At 68.8% G+C, this 26963-nt stretch carries 21 protein-coding genes; 7 read left to right on the forward strand and 14 right to left on the reverse strand.

Going from position 1 to position 26963, the window contains the following annotated elements; translation table 11 throughout:
* Positions 1-24: 24 nt before the first annotated feature.
* Entirely contained in the window at positions 25-3381 is a 3357-nt protein-coding gene (locus tag AB8M46_RS26455; RefSeq protein ID WP_394361986.1) for a DUF3376 domain-containing protein, read from the reverse strand.
* A gap of 152 nt (positions 3382-3533) precedes the next feature.
* Here AB8M46_RS26455 and AB8M46_RS26460 point away from each other — a divergent pair, with 152 nt between their 5' ends.
* A complete protein-coding gene (locus AB8M46_RS26460) occupies positions 3534-5189 on the forward strand; it encodes a DUF885 domain-containing protein (RefSeq protein WP_394361987.1) in 1656 nt (551 codons plus the stop codon).
* A 22-nt stretch (positions 5190-5211) separates the two neighbouring features.
* Here the strand turns inward: AB8M46_RS26460 and AB8M46_RS26465 are convergent, their stop codons facing one another.
* Both AB8M46_RS26465 and AB8M46_RS26470 read right to left on the reverse strand, forming a co-directional pair.
* Positions 5212-7665 carry a LamG-like jellyroll fold domain-containing protein gene (locus AB8M46_RS26465; RefSeq protein ID WP_394362151.1) on the reverse strand — a complete coding sequence of 818 codons (2454 nt, stop codon included), beginning with the start codon at positions 7663-7665 and terminating at the stop codon, positions 5212-5214.
* Positions 7666-7940: 275 nt separating this feature from the next.
* Positions 7941-8462 (reverse strand): hypothetical protein, encoded by a 522-nt coding sequence (locus tag AB8M46_RS26470; RefSeq protein WP_394361988.1) that lies wholly within the window; start codon positions 8460-8462, stop codon positions 7941-7943.
* 471 nt (positions 8463-8933) lie between these two features.
* Between AB8M46_RS26470 and AB8M46_RS26475 the strand changes: the two genes are divergently transcribed.
* The gene (locus tag AB8M46_RS26475) at positions 8934-10517 is read left to right on the forward strand and encodes an FAD-binding oxidoreductase (RefSeq protein ID WP_394361989.1); all 1584 of its coding nucleotides are present in this window, start codon (positions 8934-8936) and stop codon (positions 10515-10517) included.
* On the opposite strand, the gene AB8M46_RS26480 is transcribed toward AB8M46_RS26475, so the two are convergent.
* Complete coding sequence (locus tag AB8M46_RS26480; protein WP_394361990.1) at positions 10492-11415, reverse strand: LysR family transcriptional regulator; 924 nt, start codon at positions 11413-11415, stop codon at positions 10492-10494. The two genes, AB8M46_RS26475 and AB8M46_RS26480, sit on opposite strands and share 26 nt — an antisense overlap.
* Positions 11416-11557: 142 nt before the next feature.
* Between AB8M46_RS26480 and AB8M46_RS26485 the strand changes: the two genes are divergently transcribed.
* Positions 11558-12919, forward strand: a complete 1362-nt coding sequence (locus AB8M46_RS26485; RefSeq protein WP_394361991.1) for a M20 family metallopeptidase — start codon at positions 11558-11560, stop codon at positions 12917-12919.
* The gene (locus AB8M46_RS26490; protein WP_394361992.1) at positions 12916-14193 is read left to right on the forward strand and encodes an MFS transporter; all 1278 of its coding nucleotides are present in this window, start codon (positions 12916-12918) and stop codon (positions 14191-14193) included. Before AB8M46_RS26485 ends, AB8M46_RS26490 begins: the two co-directional genes overlap by 4 nt.
* A gap of 107 nt (positions 14194-14300) precedes the next feature.
* Here the strand turns inward: AB8M46_RS26490 and AB8M46_RS26495 are convergent, their stop codons facing one another.
* The 5 genes from AB8M46_RS26495 to AB8M46_RS26515 all read right to left on the reverse strand — a co-directional run bounded on the left by AB8M46_RS26495 (position 14301) and on the right by AB8M46_RS26515 (position 19044).
* On the reverse strand, positions 14301-15545 hold the full coding sequence (locus AB8M46_RS26495) for a DUF222 domain-containing protein (protein WP_394361993.1): 1245 nt from the start codon (positions 15543-15545) through the stop codon (positions 14301-14303).
* A gap of 143 nt (positions 15546-15688) precedes the next feature.
* Positions 15689-15850 (reverse strand): hypothetical protein, encoded by a 162-nt coding sequence (locus AB8M46_RS26500; RefSeq protein WP_394361994.1) that lies wholly within the window; start codon positions 15848-15850, stop codon positions 15689-15691.
* Between the two features lie 172 nt (positions 15851-16022).
* Entirely contained in the window at positions 16023-16787 is a 765-nt protein-coding gene (locus AB8M46_RS26505) for a tyrosine-protein phosphatase (protein WP_394361995.1), read from the reverse strand.
* 32 nt (positions 16788-16819) lie between these two features.
* Entirely contained in the window at positions 16820-18403 is a 1584-nt protein-coding gene (locus AB8M46_RS26510; RefSeq protein WP_394361996.1) for an AMP-binding protein, read from the reverse strand.
* A gap of 80 nt (positions 18404-18483) precedes the next feature.
* Entirely contained in the window at positions 18484-19044 is a 561-nt protein-coding gene (locus tag AB8M46_RS26515; RefSeq protein WP_037336784.1) for a TetR/AcrR family transcriptional regulator, read from the reverse strand.
* Between the two features lie 126 nt (positions 19045-19170).
* On the opposite strand from AB8M46_RS26515, the gene AB8M46_RS26520 reads away from it, so the two are divergent.
* From AB8M46_RS26520 to AB8M46_RS26530, 3 genes are all read left to right on the forward strand, one after another.
* Complete coding sequence (locus AB8M46_RS26520; RefSeq protein ID WP_037336786.1) at positions 19171-19875, forward strand: alpha/beta fold hydrolase; 705 nt, start codon at positions 19171-19173, stop codon at positions 19873-19875.
* 76 nt (positions 19876-19951) lie between these two features.
* Complete coding sequence (locus tag AB8M46_RS26525) at positions 19952-20596, forward strand: flavodoxin family protein (RefSeq protein ID WP_394361997.1); 645 nt, start codon at positions 19952-19954, stop codon at positions 20594-20596.
* Positions 20597-21616, forward strand: a complete 1020-nt coding sequence (locus AB8M46_RS26530) for a LacI family DNA-binding transcriptional regulator (protein ID WP_394361998.1) — start codon at positions 20597-20599, stop codon at positions 21614-21616.
* A gap of 69 nt (positions 21617-21685) precedes the next feature.
* On the opposite strand, the gene AB8M46_RS26535 is transcribed toward AB8M46_RS26530, so the two are convergent.
* The 5 genes from AB8M46_RS26535 to AB8M46_RS26555 all read right to left on the reverse strand — a co-directional run bounded on the left by AB8M46_RS26535 (position 21686) and on the right by AB8M46_RS26555 (position 26963).
* On the reverse strand, positions 21686-22987 hold the full coding sequence (locus tag AB8M46_RS26535; RefSeq protein ID WP_394361999.1) for a protein kinase: 1302 nt from the start codon (positions 22985-22987) through the stop codon (positions 21686-21688).
* A 17-nt stretch (positions 22988-23004) separates the two neighbouring features.
* On the reverse strand, positions 23005-23637 hold the full coding sequence (locus AB8M46_RS26540; RefSeq protein ID WP_037336794.1) for a GDSL-type esterase/lipase family protein: 633 nt from the start codon (positions 23635-23637) through the stop codon (positions 23005-23007).
* Complete coding sequence (locus tag AB8M46_RS26545; RefSeq protein ID WP_394362000.1) at positions 23634-24395, reverse strand: sugar phosphate isomerase/epimerase family protein; 762 nt, start codon at positions 24393-24395, stop codon at positions 23634-23636. Before AB8M46_RS26545 ends, AB8M46_RS26540 begins: the two co-directional genes overlap by 4 nt.
* A complete protein-coding gene (locus tag AB8M46_RS26550) occupies positions 24392-25429 on the reverse strand; it encodes a LacI family DNA-binding transcriptional regulator (RefSeq protein WP_037336796.1) in 1038 nt (345 codons plus the stop codon). The genes AB8M46_RS26545 and AB8M46_RS26550 overlap by 4 nt, the downstream gene beginning before the upstream one ends.
* 91 nt (positions 25430-25520) lie before the next feature.
* Positions 25521-26963: a chondroitinase-B domain-containing protein gene (locus AB8M46_RS26555; RefSeq protein WP_394362001.1), complete on the reverse strand. Its 1443-nt coding sequence runs from the start codon at positions 26961-26963 to the stop codon at positions 25521-25523.

Consider the following 26963-nt stretch of genomic DNA (forward strand, 5'->3'; position numbering starts at 1 on the left):
CCACCCTAAAAGTAGGAAGTCCTACTATGTCGTGGTTGTGGTGTACGCCTCAGCCGAATTCGACGGCGCGAGCGGCGGGTCGGGGAAGTACCTGGTCAGCATGACCGTCTCCCACGCGATGGTGAAGTAGAGGATGCCGGTGGCCGCCCAGCCGGTGAGTGGTTCTCCCGGCCAGAGCAGCACGGAGGCCAGCGCGGTCAGCGACGCGGCGACGAGCGCGGGGAAGAGCACGGTGAGCCCGACGAAGGTGAGACGGCGTCCGCGCCCGCTCCGGATGCCGACGGCGGTGACGCCCCACAACGAGACGAGAACGCTCAGCGCGCTCAACCCGCCGACGTAGGCGGCACGCTCCCAGGGATCGAATTCCCACGGCAGTGCGGTTCTTCGCAGGAGCAGGCCCACGCCGAGCAGGTAGAGCAACGCGCCCACCGCGAACGCGACCACGCGGCGGAACGGGGTCGCTCCGCCCTTGTCCGGCAGGTAGTGCCAGCAGAAGTACCCGCCCGCGAAGCCGATCCCGATCGCCAGGAAAAGGTGACCCGGCGGGCTGAACCACTCGTTCGTGCCGACCGACACCGCGCCCCACGCGAGCAACGCGGCGACGACACTCCACAAGGGAGCGAGGAAGCCGATCAGCAGAGGCGGCACGACCATGGGCTTGGTCACCGCGAACAGCGTCCGTCCCAGTTTGGCGCCCTTGCTCCTTCCCGCGGGCTGGATCGCCCGCCAGGTGACCAGGCCGAGGCGCAGGCCCGCTCTTCGGAGATGGGGGCGTTTGAAGAGCACGCGCACCGTTTCGGCGCCCACCTTGCCGAGAACCTGGGCCTTGTCCGAGAGCCGGGCGACGGAGGTCCCGGTCGCTTCCTTGAGCTGCGTGCCGGTGGGCGGGATGTCGCCGTTGTGCCGCAATTCGGCGAGGCCGGTGAGCAGCGGGATCTCCTGTTGCAGGATGTTCCAGTGCAGCCAGGTGGTGAGCAGGATCGGGAGCCTGTGCCGGACGTTCGCCGGGGTCACGCCGAGTGCTTCCCAAGGTCCGATGAGCCCCGCCAGTTCGGGACGTGCGTCGAGGTCGTCCGAAGTCTTGCCGAAGACGTGGACGTAATGCTCGGCGTAGAGATCCCGGAGCCACTCGACGAGCTCGGTGTCCTTCCTCGCCTGGAGACGCTCGCTCCTGGCGACGACGTCGACCAGCGAACAGGCCGCGTCGAGGCGGCCCCAGGTCCAGTCGTTGAGCCGCCAGCGCGAGGACAGGAAACTGGCGAAGTTCATCAGCTGGTTCCCGCTGAGCTTGCGCTCGACCCGCTGGATGTCGTCGGCCGGTGGCTCGGCCAGCAGGATCGGTTCCAGGGGGCTCTTCGCGACCGCGGACATGGCGTGCACGCGGATCCGGCTCGGCTCGGAGAGCGGATCGGGGCGGAGGGGGCCGATCAGGAGTTCGGCCACGGCGAAGACGTCGAGCGTCGACTTCAGGTCGATACGTGCCGCCTCGTAGAGCGCGGTGAACCCCGGCGCCTTCGCGCGTTTACCCAGTGCGGAGACGAGTTCCCTGGCCAGTTTTCCGACCCGGCGCCAGATCGGGGTGAGGAACGGTTCCGGGAAGTCCGGCGCGACGGGGAGCAGATCCGCGTGGACGGCGTGTTCGGCGACGTCGGCGATGGCGCAGCACCAGTTCTCTCCGGACCGGAGTCCGCCCGAGGTCTCGATGAAGCAGGCGAGACGGCGGCAGGCCGCCATGACCCAGGGAAGGACTTCGAAATCCGGTGAGCCACCGCGGAGGAGCAACCGATCGCGGCAGGCAAGGAGGACTTCGCAGGCGAAGCGGGTCTCGTAGAGCTTGTCGCGGATCGAACTGAGCGCCGCCTTCTGTTTCTTGTTCAGGGTTTGCCCGGCTTCGATGGCCTGGACCCAGTCCAGGACCAGTGCGACGGCGCGGGCGGGCGCCAGCAGGGAACGGAACCACGAGACGGTGAGCTTCTTCGCTCCGGGCACACAGACGAGATCGGGAACGGCGGGGCCCCGCAGGAGTTCGAGGATCGGAGCGGCGGCCTGGCCGGAGGTGAACGTGCGGCTGTCGGGGATCGGAAGTGGATCGGGACCGGTCAACGAGATCGGGTCGTCGACCAGTCTCGCCAGCCGGTCGGCCTCCACGGAGGCAACGGCCTCGGCATAGCGCGGCATCAGTTTCCTGCGCGCCTTCGCGCCGGGGAGATTTCGCAGGCTGGGGTCCCCGGGAAGGCCGCCGGCGGTACCGTGCAGCCGTTGCGCGGACGTCCAGGCGTCACTGAGCTCGGCCGCGTCGTCCAACAGGGACTCGCTGTTCATCTTGGTGCGGACCAAGGCTTTGACCACCCGTGCCAGCCGAGCGAGCGAGCCCTGTTCCTTGCTGTTGGCGGGGAGTTTGGCCGGCGTCGGCGGCACCGGCTGCAGATAGAGCAACCAGCGATCGACGGGTGCCTGCGCGGGCGCGCCGGCGACCGCGCGGATCGCCCAGGAGAGCGGGATGTTGTCGAGCACACCGCCGTCCATCAACTGCGCCTGGGTGCCGCCCACGTCCGGGACACCGGTCTCGCTGCACGTGCCGACGGCGTCGAGCCACGGCTTGTCGTCGACGATCTCGGGACCGGTCACCGTCAGCCTCGCCGGTTCGAAAGCCCCGGGGAACGACGATGTGGTCCGCGCGGCGTAGGCGAGCCGGTCGAGATGTGCCGTCGAACCGGCGGGGAAATCGCTGAAGATCGGGTGGGCGACCCCGCATTCGGTCCGGTAATGGCGAAAGGCGAGGTGAGCCTGAGACCAGCTCGCGAGCAGGGCCTGTCCGACGGAAGGGCGCAGGTATTCATTGCGCGGGAACAGCCTCGTGGCGGTGAGGATGAGGCGGACGAGACGAGGGGAGGCATCGGTGCGCAAGGGATTGCACGACGAGGTGTCGAGCAATTGTTTCACCTGTTCCGCGAGCTTCGCGTAGAAGCCGCCGTCGCCGTCGAGCAGAGAAGGCGGGATTCCGTGCCCGGGGTGCCGGGTGAGCAACTCGAGATCGCCCAATTTGAGCCAGATGTCCCGGATTCCGTCGTCGAAACGCATTCCGTAGACGAGATGACTGGCGAGCAGCGCGCCGTTGAGCCCGCCCGCGCTGGTCCCGGCGATGACATCGACATCGACGTGCTCGTATCCGGCGACGGTGAGGATCTTCCGGTAAATGGCGCGCTGCGTGATATCCCGTGCCGTCACCGCTTCCGGCGAATCCTGGGAACCGTCGGCGGACCGGAGCGCGGTGATTTCGCGGCACGCGCCGCCCATCCATACGGCGAGGCTGACACCACCACGCATGCAGAGCGCGAGGCGGAGATCGTGCGGACGTGCGGAAGAATTCATGATGGTCATCGCTGCCTCCCTGCGAAGAGGTCGGCGATTCCGGAACAGGGGTTACCGGAATGCGTAAACGATGAGTGGTCGTGACGCATTCGAAGCTGATCTGCTTTGCGATCGCTAATATCTGCGAGCGAACGAAGGGCCCGATCTGGTAGTCATCGGTCATGAGCGATGAGCCCACCGCGGCGGAATTGGCCGACGAACTCCTCGACGTCCTCGCGACCGAACTTCCTTTGATGGCGACGTTCGACAACGTCCCCGGCCACGACCACGAATTGCGGGACGTTTCGAAGGCGGGGGACGACCGGCTGCGGGAGCGGGCCGCCCGGATCGCCGGGCTCGCCGCCCGGTCCACCGATCCGGACCGGATCACCCTCGGAGTCATCGCCCATCACGCGGAATCGCTCCTGACCAGGCTGGATTCGCGGTTGACGGAATTCGTCCTCGCCGATCCGATGGTGGCCGAGGGGGTCGGGGTGCTGGCCTGGCTTCCGCAGTTGCAGCCGTCCGGGGAGCAGGCGGAGGAGGACTATCTGACCAGGCTGGCGGCGTTCCCGGAGTTCTTCGCGGCACTGGCCGAACGCCATCGTGCCGGGATCGCGGCCGGCCGGACCCCGGTGGAACGCGCGGTGCGCAACGCCATCGACTATCTCGACCGGACCCTGGCCGCCGAACGCCACCCGTTGCTCGTCCCGCCGCTGACCGGCGACCGCGTCGCGCGCCGGGAGCGGCTGTTCGCCGAGCGGGTGCGGCCGGCGCTCGTCGCCTACCGCGAGATGCTCGCCCGGGAGATCGCCGGACACGGCCGCCCCGACGACCGGCCGGGTCTCTGCTGGCTGGACGGCGGCAAGGAGAGTTACGCCGGCCTGGTCAAGACGCACACCACCACCGGGATCTCACCGAAGGAACTGCACGAGACCGGTCTCGCACTCGGCCGGGCACTGGACGAGGAGTACCGGCGGCTCGGCGCGGCCGTGTTCGGTGAGGACGACCCCGTCGCGGTCCGGCGGCGGATGCGCACCGATCCGTCGCTGCGCTGGCGGGACGCGGACGAGATGATCACGACCGCGACGGAAGCGGTCGCGCGGGCCGCGGCCGCCGCGCCCGGCTGGTTCCGGCGGATACCGTCGGCCGAATGCGTCGTGCGTGCCGTGCCGGAAGCCGACGGGCCCTCCGCCGCGCAGGCGTACTACATGCCGCCGTCGGCGGACGGCAGCCGTCCCGGCGTCTACTCCACCAACACCTACCGGGTGACCGAGCGGTTCCGGTTCATCGCCGAGTCGGTCGCCTTCCACGAAGCCGTTCCAGGGCACCATTTCCAGGCAGGGGTGTCCTACGAGCTGGAGGACGTGCCGCGGCTGCGCAGGCTCGTCCCGCTCTCGGCGTTCGACGAGGGCTGGGCGCTCTACACCGAACGGCTCGCCGACGAGATGGGGCTGTACTCCGACAACGTGATGCGGCTCGGCATGGTCGCCGAGGATTCCTTGCGCGCCGCGCGGCTCGTCGTCGACACCGGACTGCACGCGCTGGGCTGGAGCAGGCAGCGATGCGTGGACTACCTCGCGGACCATTGCGTGCTCAGTGACGTCGAAGTGCGATCGGAGACCGACCGCTACATCGAATGGCCCGGTCAGGCGCTGTCGTACATGACGGGCAGGCTGGAGATCCAGCGGTTGCGTGCCTTCGCCGAGGAACAGCTGGGGGAGGCGTTCGACATCCGCGACTTCCACGACGTCGTCCTGAGGAACGGGCAGGTGCCGCTGCCCGTGCTCGGCGACATCGTGCGGGAATGGGTGACGGGCACGCGGCGCCGGGAGTGACCCCGGCGCCGCGTGCTCGGGCTCAGCCGCGCTTCGCGAGCGTCACGACCTCGGCGTCGGACAGCGGCCGGTCGTAGAGCCGGACGTCGTCCACCGCGCCACGCAGGAAGTCGACCTGCTGACCGCCGTACTGGCCGCGGCCGATCACCGTGTGCCCGGTGCTCGGGGCGGCCGAGCAGGCGTTCTGCGAGGCGACCTTCGTGCCGTCGACGTACAGCGACAACGTGCCTGCCTTGGCGTCGCGAACCCCGGTCAGGTGGTACCAGCGGCCGACTTCCGGCTTCTCCGGCGACAGGGCGCGGAGGCCGACGAAGCTCATCGCCCACCGCTGGTCCTGCCCGGAGTACTGCAGGAAGAACGCGCTGTCGCGACCGGTGTCCTGGCTGACGACGGTCTGGAACGCGCCGCTCGCCTGGTCCAGCTTCGCCCATGCCGAAACCGAATAACTGCCCGCCGTATTGACGAGGTTCGCCCCGGTGTCGGCCTGCCCGTTGCCCGCGAAGGCCAGCGCGCCACCTTCGACGCCGCCCGCCCACTGCGCGTTGGTCAGCGTGGCGTGTGCACTGCCGACCGAGTCCTTGGCACTGGAACCGGTGCCCTCGTCGAACTTGTAGGCGTGCACGCCGTCGATCCCCGGAGTGCCGGGGCCGGGATCGGGAGCGCCCGAACCGCTGCCGTCGGCGTTGCGGATGATCGCCTGGTTGACCGCGCGCACCTGCGCGAAGTCCATCTTCTTCACCTGCCTGTCGTAGGTGAAGAAGCCGTTGACCTCGTGCTCGACGTCGGTGATCTGCGTGTAGATCGAGCCGCTGATACCGCAACTCTGCGCGGACGCGAGCACGTCACGCTGATTCTGGACGTAGCGGCTGTTCAGGGTCGCCTGGTCCTTCACCATCTCGTACGCGTGGCCTTCGCCGAACCACATGTGGTCCTGGACTTCGAGACCGTAGCCGCCGTGCTCACCGTCGATCGAGATCCGCTTGGCGTCGGGCATCGGCTTCGCGGGGCCGGGGTAGGAGTGCCAGTCGAGGACGTCGCCCTTGCCCGAGTCACCGAGCGAATCGCAGCAGTTGACCCCGCTGTGCGCGTTGACCAGCCGGGTCGGGTCCTGGGCCTTGACGCTCTCGGCGACCTGTCCGGTCTCCTCGCGCGACCACTCCGCCCAGCCCTCGTTGAACGGCACATAGCCGACGATCGAGGTCCAGTTCTTCTTCTGGTCGACCAATTCCTTCAGTTCGGCCTTGAACTGGAGCTGGGCGTCGACCGGCGGGCGGCCGCCCGTGCGCATCGACGGCATGTCCTGCCAGACGAGCAGGCCGAGTTTGTCGGCGTGGTGGTACCAGCGGTCGGGTTCGGTCTTGATGTGCTTGCGGACCGTGTTGAAGCCGAGGACCTTGTGCTGTTCGAGATCGAAGCGCAGCGCCTGGTCGGTCGGCGCGGTGTAGATGCCGTCCGGCCAGTAACCCTGGTCCAAAGTGGACTGGAGGAAGAGGATCTTGCCGTTGAGGGTGAACCGGAGTTTGCCGTCGGCGCCCTTCGCGGTGCCGAATTCACGCATGCCGAAGTAGGACGACACCTTGTCCACGGTGCGGCGGCCGTCCTTCAGCTCGACGTCGAGGTCGTAGAGGAACGGCGAGTCCGGCGACCAGAGTTTCGCCTGGGGCACCGGCAGCGAGATCGTGCCGGCCGCGGCCGCCTTGCTGCGGCTGACCACCTTCCGGCCGTCGCGGACCACGGCCTCGACGGTCAGCCCGGAGTTGCCACCGGTGTCGACGGTGAGCTTGAGCGTGGAGGATTTGAGATCGGGGACCATGCCCAGCGTGCCGACGTGCTTGGCCGCGACCGGTTCCATCCACACCGTCTGCCAGATCCCCGACGCGCCTTCGTAGAAGATCCCGCGGTCGGGGACCCGGCGCTGTTTGCCGACGGGCTGCCAGGTCGCGTCGGTGCGATCCTCGACGCCGACGATGATCTCCTGCTCTCCCTGGGGTTTCAGCGCCGAGGTGACGTCCGCGGAGAACGCGCCGTAGCCACCCTGGTGCGCGGCGACCTCCTTGCCGTTGACGTAGACCTTCGCCTTGTAGTCGACCGCGCCGAAGTTGATCCGGAGGGTGTTGTCCTTGCCGACGTTCCAGTTCCGGGGCACGGTGAACGTGCGCCGGTACCACATGAAGTCCTCGTGCCGCTGGATCCCGGACAGCGCCGATTCGGTGGGGTAGGGGACCAGGATCTTCTCGGCGAGCTTCTCGCCGAAGGGCGGGACCTCACCGGGTGCGGCGCCGGCGAACTCCCAGACCCCGTTGAGGTTCTGCCAGTTCTCGCGCACCAGTTGCGGCCGCGGGTACTCGGGCAACGCGTTGGTGGGCGAGACCTGGTTCGTCCACGGGGTGGTCAGGCGTGGCTTGCCCATCTTCCAGCCGCTCTCCGCGGCCGTCGCGGCCCCCGGCGTCGACGCCAGGGCGGTGAGGGCGACCACCGCGGCGGTCAGGGATTTCCGGAAGCGTCTCCGGGGGCGTTGTGGTGACAACGTTGGCAACATCTGCTCGACACCCTTCTCCGGGGGCGGCCGCCTCGGCGGAGGTACGCCTCCCGCTGGACCTGTGCAGGCGTGAAACCACGACCCCGTGGCCGGTGGGAACCGGTGTGAGCCGGGCCACGGCTGGCCGTCAGGATGTTTTTACATCGTTGATACAACGTTGTAAAGCGTCGAAGGCGTCGAATCGGTCGTGGGCGGAAGAGCTGTCCGGTGTGTCAGGTGCGGCGGGATTCCCGCAGCCACGCGCCGAGTTCGCGGTAGTCGTCGCCGGTCAGGCCCCGCTGGGGATCGACGCGGTACAGCAGCGCCGGCGCGGTGTGCAGGCCGGACACCCAGTCGCGATCGACGTCGGAAATCTCGTCGTCGATCCAGGCGAACGGGCGACCCTGGGCGTGCTCCAGGAGGGGGCGGGTCTTCCAGTGCAGGCCGATACGGGCGTCGAACTCGTCGCTGTCGGAGGGCTCCGGCCAGTCCACGACCGGCAGGCTGGGCAGGCCGAGCCTGGGCGAGAGCGAGTCGTTGGCGTCATGCAGCCAGGTCGTGGCCCAGACGAGTTCGCCGGGAAGGGCTCGCAGTCTCGACCCGTGCGAAGGGTCAAGCCGGCCGAGGAGCGGGTTCTCGTCGTTTCGGGGCGACGGTGCGAACGACCGGTAGTGGGACGGGTCGAGACCGAACGGGATGAGCGGGCCATCGACGTCGACGTAGATCAGGGGGAGTGTTTTGGGGGCGGCCGTCACGAAGACGCACGTTAGCGGTCTTCGCAGTCCACCCACTCGAAATACCCGGCCCCCGTCGTGGTGATCGCGAGATCCGCGCCGAAGCCGCCGTAATCCGCGCGCAGCCGGTACTCCGGATGGTCCGCCTCGATGACCAGATCCTCGCCCCAGGTCAGACGTGACCCGTCGGCGGCGAACCGGCAGTCCGTCCGGGTGTCGTAGGCGCGGTGAGATGGTGTCCCGGCGCGGCGGCACGAAGACGCCGTAGTGCGTCCACGCCCAGGTCCGTGAATCCACGTGCGGGCGCAGGAGTCCAGGGCGGCTGAACGGGCGCCGTGATCCCTCGATGCGGTGATCCAGCCGGGGCAGGATCCGGTCGACCAGAACGGGGGCGGCTTTCCGCAGCAGCCCGGCGGTGCGGTGCTCCATGCGTTGACACGCTAACTGACTGATGAGTAACTTACTAGAGAGTCAGATCGAACGGAGGCGACGATGCCAGCCGAGGAGCGTTCGTGGTGGGGCTGGGGCACCACCGACGGCGAACTGTCCAAGGAAGAGTCCGACGCGCTGGTCGCCCGCACCTCGGGTGTGCTGCCCGGCCACGACTTCACCGACCACGCGCCACCGGACCCCGCGGATCTCGACCTCCCGGCGCCGAGGATCCGGCCGCCCGCGACGCTCGCCGCGTTGTGCGATGACGGGGCGGTCGACCGGCTGTCCCACGCGCGCGGCAAGGCGTTCCGCGACGTCGTCCGCAATCTGCTCGGACGGCTCGACCACGTCCCGGATCTGGTCGCCCGCCCGCGCACGGAACAGGACGTCGTCGACCTCCTGGACTGGTGCACGGCCTCCGGGATCCCGCTGATTCCTTACGGTGGCGGCAGTTCCGTGGTCGGCGGGGTCGAACCGCGGTTCGACGGCCCCGCGGTTTCGATGGATCTGGCCGGTCTCGGCGAGGTGCTCGAAGTGGACACGGTCAGCCGCGCGGCGCGGATCCAGGCCGGGATCTTCGGGCCCGCGCTGGAAGACCGGCTTCGCCCGCTGGGGCTGAGCCTGCGGCATTTCCCGCAGTCGTTCGCCCATTCGACGCTCGGCGGCTGGCTCGCCACGCGCGCGGGCGGGCATTTCGCCACCCTCGCCACGCATATCGACGATCTCACCGAATCGCTGCGCGTCGTCGCACCCGCCGGGATCAGCGAATCGCGGCGCGTGCCTGGCTCGGGCGCCGGCCCCTCGCCGGACCGGATGTTCCTCGGCTCCGAGGGGACGCTCGGCGTGATCACCGAAGCCTGGATGCGGCTGCAGGACCGGCCGGTCTGGCAGGTGACCGCGTCCGTCGCCTTCGAACGGCAGGAAGACGCCGTCGCCGCCACCCGCGCGATCGCGCAGTCCGGGCTGTACCCGTCGAACTGCCGCCTGCTCGACCCGGCGGAGGCGTTCATCAACGCGGGCGCGAGTGTGGGCGGCGGCCTCCTGCTGGTCGCGTTCGAATCCGCCGATCACCCGGTCGACACCTGGCTCGACCGCGCGCTCGAACTGACCGCGGGCCACGGCGGTGTCGTGAAAGCCAGGCGCGGCAAGGATTCCGCCGGTCAGGACAGCGCGTCGGCGTGGCGGTCGTCCTTCTTGCGGATGCCCTATCAACGCGACGCGCTGGCCCGCCGCTCGCTGATCGTCGAGACCTTCGAAACCGCGTGCACGTGGGACGGCTTCCCGGAGTTCCACGACGCGATCACCTCGGCGGCCCGCGCCGCGATCGACGAGGTGTGCGGCGGCGCGGGCGTCGTCACCTGCCGTTTCAGCCATGTGTACCCCGACGGCCCCGCGCCCTACTACGGGATCTACGCCGCCGGGCGCTGGGGGAGCACGGTCGCCCAGTGGGACGAGATCAAGACCGCCGTCTCCGAGGCGATCGCGGGCCACGGCGGCACGATCACCCATCACCACGCCGTCGGCCGCGATCACCGGCCCTGGTACGACCGGCAGCGTCCCGGCCCCTTCGCCGCCGCGATCACCGCCGCCAAAACGGCGCTCGACCCGGCGGGAATCCTCAATCCCGGGGTGCTGATCGGCTGACCGGAGCTCGGACGAACGACGTCAGCAGCGTGGTGAACCGCATGGCCGCCAAGGACAACGTCCGCCCCGCCATGGTCTGCACCTGGGCTTCGCGTTTGCGGAACACGGCGTTGTCGAGCAGCACGTAGGCGACCCCTTCGGTGGCCGCGTCCCGCTCGATGTCACCCAGCCCGCCGACCAGGGCGATCCCGCCGCCACAGCGGACGAACTCGTACTTCGGGCTCAGTTCGTTGCACTCCAGCACCGGATGCGCAGTGAGGTTCTCGATCCGCGCGGCGATGTCGAACAGGTCGCGCAGGCTCTGCCCCGGCGCCGGCAGCGCGAGCGGATGCTCGCACAGTTCCGCGAGCCCGACGGCGTCACGGCTGGTCAGCGGATGATCGAGCGGGACGATCGCGTACACCGGGACCACGACGGCGCTCTCGACGCGCACGCCGTGCTGAGGCCCGGTCGCGAACGTGACGGCGACGTCCGCCGCGCCTTCGAGGACGCGGCGCGTCGCCTCGTCCCTGGTCACGACGTCGATGTGGAACGAGACGTCGTGGTCGTGCCGGAACGCGGCGATGGCCTGCGGCACCACGCGGCGTGCGAACCCTTCGGAGCAGGCGACCGTCAGGGATCGGGCGTGCAGCCCGCGGCCGGTGCGGAGTTCGTCGACGAGAACGGCGGATTCGGCCTCGCTGCGCCGGACGTGGTCCAGCAGCCGGGTCCCGGCCTCGGTCGGCACCATGCCCCGCGGATGCCGGACGAACAACGGCACCCCGATGCCGGCTTCGAGTTTGGCGATCTGGCGGCTGATGGCCGAGGGGGCCACGGTCAGTTCGGTCGCCGCCTCGGACACCGAACCGGTGCGGGCGACTTCGAGGAAGTACGTCAGCGCGATCGGCAGTAGTCGCATCAGGGGCTCCGCAGGTTTGCCGCAATGAGAACGCGGAGCACGGTAAACGGCAATGATCAGGGTACGCAAACCGACTTACGCTCCACTGCGACACTCGACGAGCGAATCGGGAGACGACGCGGTGATCCCAGCGGAACTGGTCATGAAAGCCCACGAGCACGTCGACTCCGGCGCGTTCTTCGCCGAGCTCGCCGAGCTAGTCCGATATCCGACGGTGAGCGACCATCCGAGCGGTCGCGTTGCCATCAAGGCATACCTGGACGAGGTGCTCACCCCGGCGCTGACCGCGCTCGGCTGCTCCGTGGAGACGTACCCGAACCCCGACCCGGACGGCGGCCCGTTCCTGATCGGCACCCGTATCGAGCACCCGGAGCTGCCGACCCTCCTGTGCTACGGCCACGCCGACGTCGTTGACGGGCACGAGGGCCGGTGGAGCGAGGGCCGGGACCCGTGGACGCTGACCGCCGACGGCGAGCGCTGGTACGGCCGCGGTTCGGCGGACAACAAGGGACAGCACCTGGTCAATCTGACCGCGCTCAGGCTCCTCCTCGCCGAAACGGGCTCGCTCGGTTTCAACCTGAAGTTCCTGTTCGAGACCGGGGAGGAGATCGGCTCGCCCGGGCTCGACGAGTTCGTCGAGGCGCACCGGGAGGCGCTGAGCGCCGACGTCCTCATCGCGTCCGACGGTCCGCGCCTGGACGCGGCGACGCCGACGCTGTTCCTCGGCGCGCGGGGCAGCGTCCGGATCGCGCTCGATGTCGATCTCCGGCCCGACGCCTATCATTCGGGGAACTGGGGCGGTGTTCTGCGTAATCCGGCTACCACCCTCGCCGGGGCGATCGCCTCTCTCGTCGACGGGCACGGCCGCGTCCAAGTGCCGGAACTCCTGCCGCCCGAGCTCCCCGACAGCGTCCGTGCCGCGCTCGCCGACCTCGAGATCGGTAACAAGCCGGGCGATCCGGCGTTGGACGACGGCTGGGGCGACACCGGCCTGACCGCGGCCGAGCGGCTGTACGGCTGGAACACGCTCGAAGTCCTTTCGCTCGGCGCGGCCGACATCGACCGTCCGGTCAACGCCATCCCTGGCCGCGCCCGGGCGATGCTGCAACTGCGCTACGTCGCGGGGACCGACGTCGACGGCGTGGGCGAGGCGATCACGAAACATCTTGCCGCGAAGGGGTTTTCGATGGTCGACGTCACCGCGGAGGGCAGCTTCGTCGCCAGCCGCACCCCTGTCGACGACCCGTGGGTCGGCTGGGCGAAGAGCGTGCTCGACGAGGTTTCCGGGCAGCGGACGGCGATCCTGCCAAGCTTCGGCGGGGGATTGCCGAACCATGTGTTCACCGACCTGCTCGGCCTCCCGACGTTGTGGCTGCCGCATTCCTATCCCGGGTGCCTGCAGCACGCGCCCGACGAACACCTGCTCGCGCCGATCGCCCGGGAAGGGCTCGTCCTCGCCACTGCCCTGTTCCACGCACTCGGACGGCGCGGGGAGGAGGCATGACTGCCGACCAGACGGTGGCCAAGCCCCGTACGCCGTCGTCGACGCGGCGTGCGATCGCCGCGGCGACCATCGGCAACGCGCTCGAATGGTTCGACCTCGGCGTGTATGCGCTGATGGCGGCCTACATCGGCAAGACGTTCTTCCCTGGTGGGAACGCCGCCGTCCAGCTCGTCCAGGCGTACGCCGTCTTCGGCATCACGTTCCTCGTGCGTCCGCTCGGCGGGCTGGTGCTCGGCGCCTACGCCGACCGGTTCGGCCGTAAGAAGGCGCTGGTATTGACCATCTGGCTGATGGTCATCGGGACGTTCTTGCTCGCGGTGATGCCGGGTTACGCGACGATCGGTTTCCTCGCGCCGGTCGGTGTCATCGTCGCGCGGCTGATCCAGGGATTCGCCGCGGGTGGGGAATTCGGGGCGGCCACGTCGTTCCTGATCGAACAGGACGATCGCCGCAAGGGTTTCCTCGGCAGCTTCCAGTTCGCCAGCCAGGGTTTCGCGACGCTGATGTCCGCCGGGTTCGCCGCCGGGCTGACCGCCTCGCTCAGTGCCGACGCGATGACGTCGTGGGGCTGGCGGATCCCGTTCGTCTTCGGGCTGCTCGTCGGCCCGGTCGGCTACTACATCCGGCGTCACGTCGACGAACCCGAAGCCACCCAAGAGAAACAGCCGACGTCGACGCCGGTTCGGACACTGTTCCGGTTCCACTGGGGCGGCCTGCTGATCGCCGGGGGAACGCTGGTCGTCTCGACCTCGCTGAACTTCATCCTGCAGTCGCTGCCGACGTTCGCGATCAAGAACCTCGGCCTCGACGACTCGCTGTCGTTCGTCGCCCTGATGATCACCGCGGCCATCCTGACCTTCGTGACGCCGATCGTCGGACTGCTCACCGACCGGCACGGCCGCATCAGGATCATGATCGGGGCCGCGGCGGTGATCGGGGCCGGCGTGGTGCCGCTCTACCTGTGGGTCACCACCTCGCCGTCGTTCCTGACCCTCACGGTGACGATGACGATCCTGGGACTGCTGAAGGCCACCTACTTCGGCGCGCTTCCTTCGGTGATGGCCGACGTCTTCCCGGCCCACACCAGGGCGACGGGGCTTTCGTTCGCCTACAACGCCACCGTCGGGATCTTCGGCGGATTCACGCCGACCATCGCGACCGCGATGATCGCTGCTACTGGATCGCCGGTTTCGCCCGGCTGTTACCTTTTGGCGACCGCTTCGCTCAGTATTGTCGCGCTGGTCGCGGCGAATCGGCGGCGCGGGATCCAATGAATGGTGGTCGGTCCTGTTCGGGGTTCGCATTCTTCAGGCGTAACCGGGTGCCGTGCCCAGGCATGCCGAGGGGCCCGTCGCCATGTGGTCGGCGGGCTCCCTCGGGTTCAGCGGTGGTTACGGCGGGGTGTTTGTAGCGGGTCCAAGTACTGTGGTGGGATGAATTCGGGTCGTCCGTTGGTGATGTGGACTTTCCAGCCGGATTGGCCGTGGATGACCATGTGGTGGTAGCGGCAGAGTAGGCAGAGGTTGTTGAGGTCGGTGTCGCCGAGCTGTCCCCATGGGAGTATGTGGTGGGCTTCGCAGTGTTTGGGTCTTCGTCGGCAGCCGGGGAACGCGCATCCGTGGTCTCGGAGGTTCGAGGCGCGTCGTTGGGCGGGGGTGACGCTGCGGGCGGCGCGTCCGATGTCGAGGGGTTCGCTTTCGCTGCCGAGGAGGGCGGGGATGATTTTGGCGTCGCAGGCCAGCATCCGGGCATGCCGGGCGGTGATCTGCGCGACTCCGTCGACGCAGGCCGCGCCGAGCCCGGAGGTCAGGGTTTCGAGCGGGATGGTGACGACGACGGTGGTGCGGTCTCCGGAGAGGGTGGGGGCTTTGTCGTTGGTCATCGCGTAGTGGATGGCGTCGAAGAGTGCGTCGCCGTTGCGTTCGCCTGGAGTGCGGGGGTCGCGGTTGCCGTCCTCGTCGACAGGTCTTCGCTGCCCCCAGGTTTCGAACAAAGCGTTGGCGCGAGCCCCGAACTCCGGGTCGAGGAGGCCGTTGAGCCGCCACCACCCATCATCACGTTTGTGTAGGTGCACCTCGCGTGAGGGTGGTTTCAAATCTTCGTCTTTGGGTTCGTTCCCGTCGGGGTCGAGATGGGCCAAGAGGTCGGCGCCGACGTTGGCGATCTCTTGCGGTCCGGCGTGGCGGGCCAGGGTGACCAGGATCTGTTCGGCGCCGGTCTGGTCGTCGGCTGAGACCTCGGCGGGGATTTTCTTCAGCACGGCGAGGATCGGGTCGAGTTGCTGATGTCCGAGGTCGCCTTCCGCGGCGGCGGCTCCGGCGATGGGGGCGGACGCCGGGGCGGGAGTGCCGTCGAGGTTCCGGCTCTCATTCACAGCCAGCGCACGGGCCACGGTGTCACGGGCCTCGTTCGGGCTGATCCGCGCGGTCTCAGCGAACCAGCCGGCGGTCGAACCGTGCCCGAACAACTCCATCGGACCGCGGGATTCGATCTCGACCAGGAACTGCCCGACCTCCGCCAACGCCTGCCGCGCCACCGACAACCGCTCCACCACACCATGCGCGAGCTCCCGCGCACCGGCACGCCACAACTCCTGCGGCGGTTCGAGGATGCGTTGTCCGGACACCCCACGAGAATACCGTATATCGAACAAGTGTGCGAATATGAAATAGATTCTCGAAAATCGTTCTAATTTGTGGATTAGTGTGGCGACAGGTGATTTTTGTCATCTACAAGAGATAATTGGCACAGTCACTACCACAAGGACGCTCAAGCATCGAGACGATGTCGTGCGTCGTAGAGCGCGCGGCCGATCGTTCGTTGCAACCGCCGCAGGATCTTGATCGTCTGCTCGTCCGAGAAGCCTGCGGTGATCGACCAATCCAGGCCAGATCCGAACACCTCTGGCCCCAGTGGGCAGATGACGTTCACCTGGCCACCTGACGCTCACGGTCACAGTCATCGGTCAGCGTTCAGCGGAGCGCGGCACATCGGAGTTTCACGCCAACTGTCACCTGTTTTTGATGCCGACCATCATCTGTCGATCGGAACGATCGCCAGGTCGCAACACGAACCCCATGCCACCTGGTGCCTGTTGTCACAATTAGTCGTAACGTGATTTCAAAAGTCTCTCGCGGATACCGTCGAGGTCGGTGTCGCTGACACCGCCGGCGAGGAGATATCGCTCGACGTCAAAGCCCTCGAGAGTGCTCAGGATGGCGGCTTGAGTCGTGGTGCCGCGGTCGGTGAGGACGGACTGGATGATCGGTCCTTGGTCCTCGACGCCCATCATGGCGAAGAGGGGTTTCACGGCCTCGGTGGAGAGGTCGTAGTCCGTTGCGATGGCCTCCGGTCGGACGTCGGCCAGCGCCAGCAACAGGAGGGTGATCAGGCCGGTGCGGTCTCGGCCCGCTCCACAGTGGAACAGGACACCGCGGGGTCCGCACCGGGCGAGCGCGGTGATGACGGCCGCGCACCGGCTGGCTTTCCGTTCGAGGAAGAGGCGGTAGTAGAGCGGGCTGCCGTTGAGTCGTTCCTTGTTGATGTGCTGCCAGAACTCGGTGTCCTCGATGTCGTCGAGGGGTACCTCGACGCGGTCGAAGCCGTTCGGTGTGGTCACACCTGCGGCGGCGAATTGCGCGGAGCCCGCCAGCACTGTCGGGGACTTTGTCGTCGCCGGCCGGATCTCATCGGCGTTGCGCAGGTCGACGATGGTCCGGAGACCGGATTGTCGTGCCTGCGACCAACCCTCGTCGGTGACGAAACGAAGATCGGCCGCCCTGAAGAAGGCGCCGTAACGAGTCGCATGGCCCGACCTGGTCGGCAAGCCGCCGAGATCCCTGGTGTTGTAGAAGCCTTCCCAGGTCACTGCTCTGCTCGTGTTCATCGCGTGAGAGCCGGTCACAATTCCCGCAACAGATATCGCTGAAGCTTCCCGCTCGCATTGCGCGGCAACTCCTCGATGAACCGCACGCGCCGCGGATACTTGTACGGCGCTGCGGTCGCCTTCGCGTGGTCTTGCAGGGCTCGGACCAGATCGACGCCCGGCTCGATACCGGGCCGAGGGACGACGAACGCCGTGACGACCGAACCGCGATCCGGGTCCGGTGTGCCGATCACGGCGCATTCGTCCACGTCCGGATGGGCCAGCAGGACCTTTTCGACCTCCGGGGCGGCGATGTTGTAGCCCGACGAGATGATCATGTCGTCGCTGCGCGCGACGAACCGGAAGTAGCCGTCGGCGTCGCGCACGTAGGTGTCGCCGGTGAAGTTCCAGCCGTCACGGACGTAGTCCCGCTGGCGCGGGTCTTCGAGGTAGCGGCAGCCGGTGGGGCCGCGCACCGCCAGGAATCCGGGCGTGCCGTCGGGTACGGGCGAACCGTCGATGTCGAGAACGGCCGCCTGGTAGCCGGGTACGACCTTGCCGGTCGCGCCAGGACGGGCGTCGTCGTCGGCGGCGGAGATGAACACGTGCAGCATTTCCGTGCTGCCGAGCCCGTCGATGAGCGGCCGCCCGACGATCTCCCGGTACTGCTCGGCCACGGGAGCGGGAAGGGATTCGCCCGCGGAGACGGCTCGCCGCACTCCGGTCAGCAGCCAGCCGTCGCCGGTGTTCAGAATCGCGCGGTACGCGGTCGGAGCGGTGAAGAGGACCGTGACCCTCTTCTCGGCGACGATGGCGGCGAGTTCCGCCGGAGTGGCGCGTTCGACGAGCAACGTCGCCGCCCCGGCTCGCAAGGGAAAGACCAGCAGGCCGCCGAGGCCGAAGGTGAACGCCAACGGTGGTGTGCCACAGAAGAGATCGTCGGACGTCGGGCGTACGACGTGCCGCGAGAACGTGTCGGCGATCGCGAGTAGATCGCGATGGAAATGCATCGTCGCCTTCGGGGAGCCCGTCGTGCCGGAGGTGAAGGCCAGCAGGGCGACGTCGTCGGCCGCGGTCGGGACGTCGGCGAACGTCGCCGGATGCGGTTCCGCACGGGCGGCGAGTTCCGTTCCGTACGCCACGACGGGCAGGTCGGGCGGGAGTTCGTCCAAGAGGCGCTCGTCGCAGACGGCGAGCGCGGGCTTCGCGCGGGCGACGATCTTGTCGAGTTCGGTCCGCCGCAGCATCGGCATGGTCGTGACGGCCACCGCGCCCGCCTTGAGCACGGCGAGCCACACCGTCGCGAGCCACGGCGTGTTGGTGCCCCGCAGCAGTACGCGATCGCCGGGGACCACACCGAATTCGGTGACCAGGACGTGGGCGACACGGTTGGCGCGGGCCAGGACTTCGCCGTATGTCCACGTTTCAGTGGGGGAGAGCAGACAGGGTCGGCTCGGGCCGAGCTGAGCGACGGTGTCGTCGAGCAGTGTGGTCGCGGCGTTCAGCCGGTCGGGATAACGGAGTTCCGGCAGGTCGAAGACGAACTCCGGCCACTGATCGGCGGGAGGCAGCCGGTCGCGGCAGAACGGGTCGACATGCGCGCTGGGAGAAAGCCTCATCGTCGCCGCTCCTCGGTCCGGCCGTGCCCCCTCCCGCGAAGGTAGCACTTGTTACGACCGTCGAGAAGACGCGATGAAGCTCAGTCCACGACGTCGGCCACGGCCCGCGCCAGGGTGGCCCGCACGGTCTCGGGGTCGTCGAGGTTCCCGCCGTGAAGCGCGCCGTCGCGGAGGAGGACGAGGGTGCGGGCGGCGTGGTCGGGGTCGGCATGACCCGCGTCGCGCGCCAGGTCGCGAAGCACGCCGAAGAACCAGTTCCGGTGGTCGTCGATGACCTGCCGCACCTGGTGTGCCGGATCGGGGTATTCGGCGGCGGCGTTGAGGAACTGGCAACCGCGGAAGTCGTCGTCGAGTGTCCGGTCGCCGACGATGCCCAGTGCGGCGAGCAGTGCTTCGCGGGCGGGCTTCCCTCGCGTCGCCGCGCCGACACCCGCGCGGATCCGTTCGCTCGTGGTGCTCAGGTAGGCGGCGACGAGGTCGTCCTTGGTGGGGTAGTGGCGGTAGAACGTCGCCCTGGTCACGGCCGCTTCGGAGACCAGGCGCTCCACGCCGACGGCATGGATGCCCTCGGCGTAGAAGAGCCGCGACGCTGTCTCGAGCAGCCGGATCTTCGGGTGTACGTCCCGGTCGACAGTCGGCATCTTTCAACTCTAGAGAAAGAACGGTCATTCCTCCAGGTCGCCTTCGTCACGTTGCGGAAGGCATCCGGGGGCAGCATGGTTGAGGCAGAAAGACCGATCATTCTCCCTGGCTCTGAAGGAGCAGCAATGAGCAACCAGAAGCCCACCATCGTCCTGGTCCACGGTGCTTTCGCCGACTCGTCCAGCTGGAACGGCGTCGTCCCGAAGCTGCGTGAGCAGGGCTATCGCGTGCTGGCGGCGGCGAACCCGCTGCGCGGGATCGAGTCCGACGCGGCCTATGTCGCCGACGTCGTCAACGGAGTGGACGGCCCCGTGGTGCTGGCCGGGCACTCCTACGGCGGCGTCGTGATCAGCCGCGCGGCCACCACCGCGCCGAACGTCAAGGCGCTCGTCTACATCGCCGCCTTCCAGCCGGAGGCGGGGGAGAGCGTGTTCGAGCTGTCTGGCCGGTTCGAGGGCGGCAAGCTCGGCCCGGACACCACGAACGTCCTGGCCGCCCAGGGTGAGCTGTCGATCAAGCCCGAGAACTTCTCGGACGTGTTCGCGGCCGACGTCCCCGCGGAGACCGCCGACGTCATGGCGGTCACCCAGCGTCCGGTCACCGAGCGCGCGCTCGGCACCCCGTTCGACGGCGAGCCGGCGTGGAAGAACCTGCCGTCGTGGGCCCTGATCGCGGAGCAGGACCACGCGATCCCCGCCGCCGCGCAGGAGTTCATGTCCGACCGTGCCGGTTCGGAGGTCACCAGGGTCGACGCTTCGCACGCCGTCTCGGTCTCGCGGCCGGACGTCGTGGCGGAAGTCGTCCTCGCGGCCGCCGCCAAGGTCGCCTGACCTCGGTCGCTTGACAGGTGAAACCTCCCCGGAGAGACTGCAAAAGCGTTTTTGCAATCTCTCCGGGGAGAACCACGTGAAGGTCTTGGTGCTCGATTCGAGCCCGCGTCGTGAAGGCAACTCCTGGGCGCTGGCGCAGGCTTTGCGCAAAGGAGCGGAGGAGGCCGGGCACACGGTCGACTTCGCCCGGCTCTCCGATTCCGTCGAGTCGCCGCTGGGGGACTGCCGCGACTGCCGGCTGAGCGACCGGTCCTGCGGCATCGGGGACGGTTACGAGCGCCTGCTGTTCGATCGCGTGCTCCCGGCGGACGCGATCGTCTACGCGACCCCGCTGCACTGGTATGGCATGACCGGGCGGCTCAAGTCCTTCTTCGACCGGCTTTTCTGTTACACCTCCGGCAGTTCGCCGCATACCGCCGACGTCGTGCCGGGGTTGATGGGCAAACGCGCCGCGGTGCTGATCTCCTGCGAGGAGAGCTATCGCGGCGCGACGCTCGGCCTCGAGGCCCAGTTCCAGGAACTCACCCGGTACCTGCGCCAGGACCTCGCCGGGATCGTGGTCGGCGTCGGCAACAGCCGGGGCGAGGTGGAACGCGATCCCGCCCGGCCGTTGGCGGCGGCGGAGGACCTCGGCCGTAGGCTGGGCGACGCCCACGTCACCGACTATCGGCTGGACACCGACCGGCCGAACCGCGTCTGGGGACCGCCCGTGGAGGCCTGAGTGTCGCCGACCATCCGTGACGTCGCCGCCGCCGCGGGGGTCTCGATCACCACCGTGTCCCACGTGCTCAGCGGGCAGGGGCGGATCTCCGAGCAGACCCGGCAGCGCGTCGCGCGGGCGGCGGCCGACCTCGGCTACCAGGCGAGTGTGCACGCGCAGCAGCTGGTCACCCGGCGCAGCCGCACCCTGGCGATCCAGCTCGCGAACTCGGTCGACGCGAGCAGTGCCTGCGCGCTCGTGCCCAATTCGGATTACTTCCTCGAAGTGCTCAACGGGGCGGCCGAAGCCGCGTCGAAACGGTCGTACGGCTTGCTTTTGGCTCCGACGGACGCCGACCTCGACCGGCTGAACGCCTTCGCCGTCGACGGCGCGATCCTGGTGGATCCCCGCGGGGACGAGCCCTTCTTCGCGTCCGGCTGGTGCCGTGACCGCCCACTGGTGACCGTCGGACGGCCGATGGCGGCGCCGTGCCCGGTGCCGGTCGTCGTCGACAACGACCTGGTCGCGGCCGCCCGGCTGATGCTGGATCACTTGGCGGACAACGGTTACGAGCGGCCGGCGATGATCACCACCGACACCCGCCGGTCGTACGCGGCGGATCTGGTGGCGGGCTACACCGGCTGGATGCGGGACCGGGGGCGGGAGCCGGTGGTTGCCGAGATCGACGAGCCGCCGACCACCGAAGGAACGGCGGAGGCGTTGGGCAGGCTGCTCGACCGGCGGATCGGTCCGGACGCCGTCTTCACGACGTCGGAGAACCTCGCCCTCGGGGTGCTGCACGAGGCCCGCCGCCGACGGCTCGCGGTCCCCGGCGAGCTCGGGATCTGCAGCGCGGTCGACAGCGGTTCGCTCCGGCTCGTTTCGCCGCGGGTGACCGGGATGTTCGTGCATCCGCGTGAGGTGGGCGGTCGCGCGGCCACAGCGTTGATGGACCTCGTCGAGGGCGCGGCCCCGGACGGCGAGCCGCACCGGATCGAGGTTCCGGTGCGGCTCAACGCGCGGGAATCCACCACCCGCTAGCATGCGTTTAGTCCTCTGAATGCGGTCCTTGCACGGGCAACTACCGCATTCAGAGGACTAAACGCATGCTCAGGAGCTCCGGCACACCGCGACCGGCGTGTCCCCGCCGTCGTCCTCGGTGGTCGCGATGAAGCCGAACGTCGTTGTCCCGCCGGCGGGCAGTACCGCGTTCCAGTCCACTTCGGACACTCGCACGCGGTCGCCGTCCTGCGCCAGGGAACCGTTCCACAGATTGGCGATGCGGGTGCCGGGCGGCAGGGTCCAGCTGACCTCCCAGCCGGTGAGCCGGGTGTCCTGGGCGTTGCGCACCGACACGCGGATCTCCGAACCGCCGGGCCAGCGATTGGCGATCTCGTAACGCGCTTCGCACACCGGTTTCGCGGCCGGCGGGGACGGCGCCGCCACCGGGGCGACGGCGTCGGGTGCGTCGCCGTCGAACAGCAGGATCCCCGCCAGGACACCACCCGCCACCACGACACCGCCCGCGACGGCGAGCGGCAAACGCGATCGGCGGGTGGGCGCGGGAAGCCGTTTGGTGCCTGCCAGGATCGCCGGACGGCCGTCGGCGACGGCGGTGAGCATTCGTTCGGCCTCGGCCATGTCCGGCCGCTCCGCGGGATCGCGCCGGAGCATGCGCAGCAGGACGTCCGTGAGCGGGCCGGTGGTACGCGGGGCGACGATCTCGCCGCGGGCGACCCGTTTGAGGAGCGCGATCTGGTTGGCGTCGGTGCCGAACGGCGGCGCGCCCTCCAGCACGGTGTAGAGCGTCGAGCCGAGTGAGAACACGTCCGACGGATAGCCGGGCTCTTCACCGTCGGCGACCTCGGGGGAGAGGTACGCGGGAGTGCCGACGACGAGCCCGCCGCCGGTCATGGTCCCTTCGCCGGTGGCGTGGGACAGGCCGAAATCGGCGATCTTCGCATCCCCGTCGCCGGTGATCAGGATGTTGTTGGGCGTGACGTCGCGGTGCAGGATCCCGTCCTCGTGCGCGGCGGCCAGTGCCGAGGCGATCCGCGCGCCGAGTTCCGCCACCCGGCCGGCGGGGAGCGGGCCGCCGTCCGCGAGGAGGTCCGTCAGCGGCCGCGACGGCAGGTATTCCATGACCAGGAACGGCGTTCCGTCCTGTTCCACGACGTCGTACACGGTGACGGCGTGCGGATGCTTGAGCCGTGCGGCGACCCTGGCCTCCCGCATCGCGCGCACGATCGACCGGAACGGCGCGCCGTCCGGCGAGGTGTCCGGCCGCATCTGCTTGAGCGCCACCGTGCGGTCGAGCCGCTCGTCCCGCGCCCGCCACACCACGCCCATCGAGCCCCGGCCGACCTCGCGTTCCAGCCGGTAACGTCCGGCAATGACGGCATCCCGGTTCACGGACGCAACTGTATCCGCTAGGGGAGCTGTGCCTCCTGGACCGGCGCCCCGGCGGCCGCGAGCCAGGCTTCGGCGAGCAGGCGATGTCCCAGCGGGCTGGGGTGGACGCCGTCCGGGGCCAGCGTCGCCGCCCCGTGTTCGGCGGCCGCCCGCGGCATGAACAGGTCCGCGCGGATCAGCCGCGCGCCGAATTCGGTCGCCACGTCGATCGCGGTTTCGATACGGGGCGCCAGATCGGCGACCCACTCCTGTTGTTCCGGCTCCACCGGCAGCAGGAACGGTGTGATCACGTACAACTCGGCCGGGAGGTGCTGCCGCGCGCCGGCCAGCAGCCGGGAGTAGGCGGCGCGGAACTTCTCGATCGGGCTCGGCAGGCCGCGGTCGAACGTCCGCCAGGTGTCGTTGATGCCGATCTTCACCGTCAGCACCGTGGGACGCGCGGCGAGGACGTCGGTGGTCCACCGGGCTTCGAGATCGTAGATCCGGTTGCCGTTGATCCCGCGGTTGAGCACTTCCGGCCCGTCGCCGAGGAGGTCCGCGATCTGCCGCACGTAGCCCTTGCCGAGCGACGCCGGATCGGTGCGGTCGCGGCTGGAATCGGTGATGGAGTCGCCGGCGAACAGCAGGCGGTCGGCCTCGGTGAACCTCACGCGCCCGCCTCGATCAGCTTCCGCAGCGAGTCGGCCTCGCCGGGGATCAGGTCCGGATCGTTGTCCGGGACGAATTCCAGCAACGCGTCGAGCGGCCGTCCCGCCTTGGCGAGCAGGCCGAACGCCCGTGTCCAGAGCTCCGTCCGGAAGGTCAGCGGATGCCGCTCGTTGCTGGGCCACCACGAGAACACGTGCACCGCGCGGACCTGGTCGAGCACCAGTTCCAGCCCCGCCACCGCCTGCTCGTCCGGCAGATCCTGCGGCGGTTGCCAATAGGTGCCGAGATTGTCGCGGCCCACCTCTTCGAGCAGCCGCACGGTCGATTCGGCGGTGTCGGTCAGTGTCCCGCCGTGGAACTCCAGCGCGACTTCGAGACCGTGCTCGTTCGCGACGTCGGCGGCCTCGCGGAGCCCGGCGACGATCTGCTCGCGCTCGTAGGAGTCGACGTCCTCGGAGCCCGCCTTCCCCGCCCACACCCGGATCCGCGAGGCACCGAGCCGGACCGCGGTGGCGGCGATCTCGCCGAACTTCCCGGCCTCCATCGGGGTCGCGCGGAAGTAAGAACCGTAGGAGTCGCAGGTCAGCCCGTGCCGTGCCATGGCCTCGAACGCGCGCTCGGCCGCCCAGTCGTCACCGGGGCGCACATGGACGTCGGCACCCCATTCGATCACCTGGAGCCCCGCCTTCTCGGCGCGACGGGCGACCTCGTCGGCGTCCAGCCGTCGCAGCGTCACCGAACACAGTCCCGGGCGGATCATTTTCCCTCCAACGGTTGAGTGCTTTCCCGCAGCACGACCTCGCCGGTGATCGGCTTGACGCGGGGACCGTCCGCGCGGTGGTCGAGGATGAAGTCGAGGGCCTGTTCGCCCATGCGCTCGATCGGCACGCGCACAGTGGACAGCGAAGGCCTTATGTCCCGCAACGTAATAATGTCGTCGAATCCGGCGATCGCGATCTGGGCGGGCACCTGCAGCCCACGGTCGCGGCAGGCGGCCATCGCGCCGACGGCCATCACGTCGTTGACCGCGAACACGCAGCCGCGGAAGCCGTTCTCGATCGCCCGCACCATCGCCGCGTAGCCGCCGTCGCGGGTGAATTCCGCACGCAGCACGTGGTTCTCGGGCAAGGGGACGCCTTGCCGGGCGAGGCCGTCACGGAAACCCAGCACCCGGTCCCGCGAGGTCAGCAGGCCGGACGGCCCGGCGAGGACGAGGAAGTCGCGGTGCCCGAGCAGGGCGAGTCGTTCGGCCAGATCCGCCGCTCCCGCGCGGTTCTCCAGCATGACGGTGTCGAACGGCAGTTTCCGCTGCCCGATCACCACGACCTGGCCGTCGGCGGCCTCGAAGGCCTTGAGCTCCTTGGTCAGATTCCGTTGCAGGGCACTGTCTTCGTTGCGCGACCCGGCGAGGATGACCGCCCGCGCCCGCTGCCCGCGCAGCGTCGTGACGTACTCGAGTTCCTTCTCCGGATGGTTCTCCGTGCTCGCGATGGTGACCGTCAGCCCGTGCCGGGCGGCCACGCGCATCACGCCGGACGCGATCGAGGAGAAGTACGGGTCGACGATGTCGTGCACCAGCAGTCCGACGACGTTGCCCCGGCCGCGGGCCATCGCCTGCGCGGGCACGTTCGCCGTGTACTGCAGGCGTTCCGCGGCCCGCAGCACCGATTCGCGCAGGGTGCCGCTGACCTGTCTGGTCCCGCCGTTGAGCGCCCTCGACGCCGTCGCGAGCGACACTCCGGCCTCGCGGGCGACGTCGGCCAGGGTGGCCGAACCCGCGGCACGCTGCGCCATGGTTCCTCCTCGGTCGTGCGGTGGTGCGGTGGGGCTCACGCCGGCGTGGGCTGACGCCGGCGTGAGCCCGGCTCTGGTGGCGACCGCCTCGCTACGGGGCGCCGGGGCCGACGTCCGCGGTGGTGAGCGGCCGGTTGGCGATGGCGGCCGTCGAGTACTCGTCGGCGCCGACGTCACGCAGGCTGCCGCGGGCCTGACCGTCGATGTCCAGCGTGACCGGCGCGGTCGAGAGGGTCGCCGCGTCGATCGCCGGGCTGCCCGCGGCGAGCCGCGAGACGCCGTCGGTGCCCTGCACGAGCTTCGGGTCGACCCGGCGGAAGGTGCCCGCCGGAATGTTGCCGTCGCCGCCCGAACCCCAGAGGATGTTGCCGGACCAGGTGAAGTTGCCCGTGGTGCTCATCGCGACCAGGTCGCCGTTGCTGCCGACGAAGAGGTTGTCGGAGATCGTGCAGTCGCGCGGTTCGATCGTCCGCTTGGTCTCGCCGGAAAGCGTGCTGCTGTTGTTCAGCAGCGTGTTGTGCGCGATGAGCACGCGGTCCGCCGCGTCGTTGCCGCGCCGCGATTCCTTGGACTCGCCCGGGAAGTGGTCCCGGACGGTGCCGCTGCCGACGACCAGCGCGTTGCTGGACAGTCCGGCGATGTAGTTGTTGACGATCTTGTGGTCGTTGCCGTAGATCCGGATGCCTTCCTTGCCGCCGAGGATGAAGTTGGATTCGACGACGGTCTTGTTCCCGTGGCGCAGCACGATGCCGCCCAGGCTGTTCCGGATGGTGTTGTTGCGGATGAAGTTGCCCGACGACTTGACCGAGATGGCCTCCGGGTCGCCGTTCGCGCGTTCGAACAGGTTGTACTCCACCGTGGCGCCGGCGGTGCTCAGCGCGCGCGGGCTGAGGCCGAGCCGGATCGGCTCGCCGCCGTTGTCGCCGGCGAAGGTGTGGTCGGAGAAGTAGTTCCGCAGGACGTGGACGCCGGTCGCCATCTTGTCGTCGTCCGCGCCCTCGATGCAGAGCATGACGCCGAGCGTCGTCTTGTGGTGGAAGTGGTTGCGGTCGACCTTGCTGTAGTCGGCGCGGATCATCACCCAGTCCAGGCCGGTGATGTCGGCCAGCTGGAAGTCGTTGCGGGTCAGGCGGATCCGCGAACAGTTCGCCGGGACCTCCAGTGTGGTGCTCTGCCGGAAGTTGAACCCGCTGATCGTGACGCCGGTGGAGTCGTCGAAGACGAAGCTCTGCTCGCCGTTCATCGTCACCCCGCCGCCGGTCTGGGCGACGATGGTGATCGGCTGGTCCTTCGTGCCGCGCCTGCCCTTGATGCTGATCGGCGAGCCGGTGGGCACGGTGTAGGTGCCGTTGTTCACGGTGATGACGGCACCGGGGCCCGCCTGGTTGATCGCCTTCTGCAGTTCGGTCAGCGAACTGACGTTCAGGGCGCACAGCCCCTTCGGCTTGGCCGACGCCGTGCCCGCGGTGACCCAGGGGACGGTGATCAGCGCGGCGCCGAGGGTGGCGCCGCTGAGGAACCTTCTGCGATCCAT

The organism is Amycolatopsis sp. SB7-3, from assembly GCF_041021335.1.
Lineage (GTDB): Bacteria > Actinomycetota > Actinomycetes > Mycobacteriales > Pseudonocardiaceae > Amycolatopsis > Amycolatopsis japonica.

Bases quoted from the DNA above. Each gene is read 5' to 3' on its own strand.
- AB8M46_RS26455 (WP_394361986.1), bottom strand. From the start codon at position 3,381: ATGACCATCATGAATTCTTCCGCACGTCCGCACGATCTCCGCCTCGCG.
- AB8M46_RS26460 (WP_394361987.1), top strand. From the start codon at position 3,534: ATGAGCGATGAGCCCACCGCGGCGGAATTGGCCGACGAACTCCTCGAC.
- AB8M46_RS26475 (WP_394361989.1), top strand. From the start codon at position 8,934: ATGCCAGCCGAGGAGCGTTCGTGGTGGGGCTGGGGCACCACCGACGGC.
- AB8M46_RS26480 (WP_394361990.1), bottom strand. From the start codon at position 11,415: ATGCGACTACTGCCGATCGCGCTGACGTACTTCCTCGAAGTCGCCCGC.
- AB8M46_RS26485 (WP_394361991.1), top strand. From the start codon at position 11,558: ATGAAAGCCCACGAGCACGTCGACTCCGGCGCGTTCTTCGCCGAGCTC.
- AB8M46_RS26490 (WP_394361992.1), top strand. From the start codon at position 12,916: ATGACTGCCGACCAGACGGTGGCCAAGCCCCGTACGCCGTCGTCGACG.
- AB8M46_RS26510 (WP_394361996.1), bottom strand. From the start codon at position 18,403: ATGAGGCTTTCTCCCAGCGCGCATGTCGACCCGTTCTGCCGCGACCGG.
- AB8M46_RS26515 (WP_037336784.1), bottom strand. From the start codon at position 19,044: ATGCCGACTGTCGACCGGGACGTACACCCGAAGATCCGGCTGCTCGAG.
- AB8M46_RS26520 (WP_037336786.1), top strand. From the start codon at position 19,171: ATGAGCAACCAGAAGCCCACCATCGTCCTGGTCCACGGTGCTTTCGCC.
- AB8M46_RS26545 (WP_394362000.1), bottom strand. From the start codon at position 24,395: ATGATCCGCCCGGGACTGTGTTCGGTGACGCTGCGACGGCTGGACGCC.
- AB8M46_RS26550 (WP_037336796.1), bottom strand. From the start codon at position 25,429: ATGGCGCAGCGTGCCGCGGGTTCGGCCACCCTGGCCGACGTCGCCCGC.
- AB8M46_RS26555 (WP_394362001.1), bottom strand. From the start codon at position 26,963: ATGGATCGCAGAAGGTTCCTCAGCGGCGCCACCCTCGGCGCCGCGCTG.